The sequence below is a fragment of the Lyngbya sp. CCY1209 genome (genome assembly GCF_055795065.1).
Window position 1 is genome coordinate 1 of record NZ_JAYFER010000663.1, and the last position, 2,884, is coordinate 2,884.

General features: G+C 55.9%; 3 protein-coding genes and 1 other RNA gene. All 4 read right to left on the reverse strand.

Annotated elements, in window-relative coordinates; all coding sequences use genetic code 11:
• Positions 1-170: 170 nt before the first annotated feature.
• On the reverse strand, positions 171-1,559 hold the full coding sequence (locus tag AC0QHF_RS27390; protein WP_324707454.1) for a DNA phosphorothioation system restriction enzyme: 1,389 nt from the start codon (positions 1,557-1,559) through the stop codon (positions 171-173).
• Between the two features lie 9 nt (positions 1,560-1,568).
• Positions 1,569-2,003: a hypothetical protein gene (locus tag AC0QHF_RS27395; protein WP_324707455.1), complete on the reverse strand. Its 435-nt coding sequence runs from the start codon at positions 2,001-2,003 to the stop codon at positions 1,569-1,571.
• An 86-nt stretch (positions 2,004-2,089) separates the two neighbouring features.
• The gene (locus AC0QHF_RS27400) at positions 2,090-2,452 is read right to left on the reverse strand and encodes a phasin family protein (RefSeq protein WP_324707456.1); all 363 of its coding nucleotides are present in this window, start codon (positions 2,450-2,452) and stop codon (positions 2,090-2,092) included.
• 102 nt (positions 2,453-2,554) lie between these two features.
• Positions 2,555-2,651: signal recognition particle sRNA small type (gene ffs / locus AC0QHF_RS27405), an RNA gene on the reverse strand.
• Positions 2,652-2,884 lie beyond the last annotated feature (233 nt).

The window sequence follows — 2,884 nt, forward strand, 5'->3', positions numbered from 1 at the left end:
TGTTGGCAGTTGATATAGCAACTCCCAATCCTATGCGAGAGGATTTGTGCTATTAGCTTGGGAATGATTCCCAAGCGATTGATCCCACCAACCCTCCCCTCCTCTGTGTCCTCTGTGCCTCTGTGGTTTTTAAAAAATTCATCCCATTATACCACCCAAAAAGCCGACAATTACAACGCCAATAACCCGTATCGTTTCTGTAGCTGCAATAACTTGATCCGGGCTTCCGCGGCATTGTCGGCGAGATCGGCAAATTCCATAAACCGCCGCAACTCCTTCCGCAGCAAATTCCGCTCCACCTCCAGGGTATCCCGCCCCAAATCCGGCGGCAGGACGATCATATCAAATAGCGTCGCCCGTTCCTTTCCGGGGTGGGGCCTGAGCACCCGCCCCCGTCGCTGGATGAACTGGCGGGGGTTGCTGCTGCTGGCGAGGATGATGGCGTTGCGAATCGCCGGAATGTCCACCCCCTCATCGAGACAGCGAATCGCCACGAGTCCCTGAAGGTCCCCGGCTTCAAACTGGCGTCGCAGGCGTTCCCGTTGCTGCATCGGAGTGGCGGCGGTGTAGGTGTTGACGCGATAACCCAATTCCGAGCCCAGGAGGGCGACGGTGGCTTCCACCTGGCGGGCGGTGCGATCGCTCGTTTCCACCGTTCCATCCCCGCAGTAAAATAAGGTGTGGGTGGTGTGCAACCGAGCCGCCATCACGCTTCGCAGGGCGTTGAGTTTGTTTGTCGCCGACCCGATCAATCTCGCCCGCTGTATTAATAAAGCAGTGATCGTCTCGTTATTGTCCCAATTTTCTTCCCCATTTTCCATCAACGCCCAACCGATGCGGGTGGTGAGGCGGGAATAGGTTCGACTTTCGGCTTCCGTCAGTTCCACCAAAATCGGATAGTACAAATAGTGAACCAAGGCGCCCAGGCGGATGGCTTCGGCGAGGGTGAGTTCGGGTTGCAAAACCGGTCCGAAATAGTCGATCAGGGAATCAGTCCCCTCCTCGTCGTAGTGGCGTTCTGGGGTAGCGGAGAGGGCGAGACGCAAACCGATGTTGCGGGGGAGGCAGGCTTCTAGGCGGGGGGCCCCCAAGTTGTGGGCTTCGTCGCCGACGATCAGGGTTTTGGGGGGGAAGTAGCGGAGTTGGGATTGGAAGCCCTCGGAAATGAGGGTGGCGTTGGTGGTGATGACGGTGAGAAAGGGGAGGTGGCCCGATCGCAGGGTGTAGAGGGCGGTGGATAGCTGTTTTTGCCAGTTGTGGACGCTTTCAAAGGCGAGGATCGGTTTGAGCCCGAATTTCTCCGCCTCCCGCCCCCACTGGGTGACGAGGTGGCGGTAGGGACAGACGACGAGGAGCACCTGCAGGTTGATTTTCTGGTACAATTCCGTCGCGATCGCCAATGCCGTAATCGTTTTCCCGCTGCCCGTCGCCATTTTCAACATCCCCCGCCCCCGGTTGGCGAACCACCCCGCGATCGCCTCACGTTGGTAGGGCCGCAGGTGTAGGCTATTGGGGAGGGTGGGGGCGCCCGGTAAGGGGCCGACGACAGGTAGATTCACCGCTGGAGGCTAAAAAGGGTTATCGTCATCATCGCCATAGGATTCCCAGTCGGGACAGGAGTCTTCCTCAACTCCGTAGGGGTGCATCCCGCACACCAACAAATTCCCGCCGTAAACCTGGCCGTGATAGTTCTTGCATCCCCGGCAGGCGGGGTTTTGGGTGGCGGTGGGGTGGACGTAGGTGACGAAGGGATCGAACTCTTCCTCCTCTACATCGATGTCCAGATCCATGTAGATCTCGAGGATCGGTTCGAGAATTTCGTTCAAACACTCATCGAGATCGGGGATAATTTTATTTTGGACTTCCTCGGCAAATTCTTCCGAAAGCTGCGTCAGGTCGTCCATCATGTGGTTAAATTCTTCTGTCACATCTGTAAAAAATTTCTCTACCTCGATAACTGCCGTTTCGATACCTTTAAAGAATTCGTTGGGCCAATCTTCCATCAGGGTTTAGGGGCTAATTACTTCAAATGACCGACGAGTTGACCGCATCGGGAATCGCGGGAAGCAATACTTAGTATACCACCGCATCAATCCCGTTCCAGGCGGCGCAGTTCTTCTTGCAGATCTTTGACGCGATCGCGCAATTCGTCAACGTCCTCGTCCGTCCCGGATTCTTCCTCGTCGTCCAAAATTTCGATGCGACGGGGTTCGGCCGACTGGGGGGGCGGGGGAACCTCTGCCCCGGGCTGTTGGGCTTGCCGGATCGCGTCATCGACGAAGCGGCGGGCTTCTTCGGTGGTCATTTCGCCCCGTTTGACCAATTCATCCGCCAGTTTTTGGGCTTCGACCTGCAATTCGGCCAACTTCGTCCCCGCCTTCTCTCCGGCGTAGGAGGCCAGACCGACTCCAAGATACACTGCTTTTTGGACTAAATCTCCAAAACCGGGCATGGCAATAGATTCTCCAGCGTCTAAATTTAATATTAATTCTATACTCAGACGAAGAAACCGGGTGTCGTGTCGCCGTCCGATCGCGCGATCGCTCAAAAAAAGAGTGACCCGGAGACCACGCCTATCAGAAGCATCCCGTATTGCTGCTACCTTCCGGTCCTGACAAGGTTTGGGCGTTCTGACCGCATGGGTCCAGGCCACGGTGTTGATTATAGCACGGGGGTGGGGGAATTGTGCAAGTTGGGGGGCGGAGGAGGCGGAGGGAGATGAAGTGTTAGATTCGGGAGGTGCAAGCTGTTAGATTGAGTTCAGTGCTTTCGCGTAGTAGACCGTTTCGGCTAAAATGAGGCAATAGTAGTAGACCGTTTCGGCTAAAATGAGGCAAAATTCAAAACGTAGCACAGGCATCTTGCCTGTGGATTCAGATCGGAT

Coding starts and splice junctions, on each gene's coding strand:
- AC0QHF_RS27395 (WP_324707455.1), bottom strand. CDS start 2,003: ATGGAAGATTGGCCCAACGAATTCTTTAAAGGTATCGAAACGGCAGTT.
- AC0QHF_RS27400 (WP_324707456.1), bottom strand. CDS start 2,452: ATGCCCGGTTTTGGAGATTTAGTCCAAAAAGCAGTGTATCTTGGAGTC.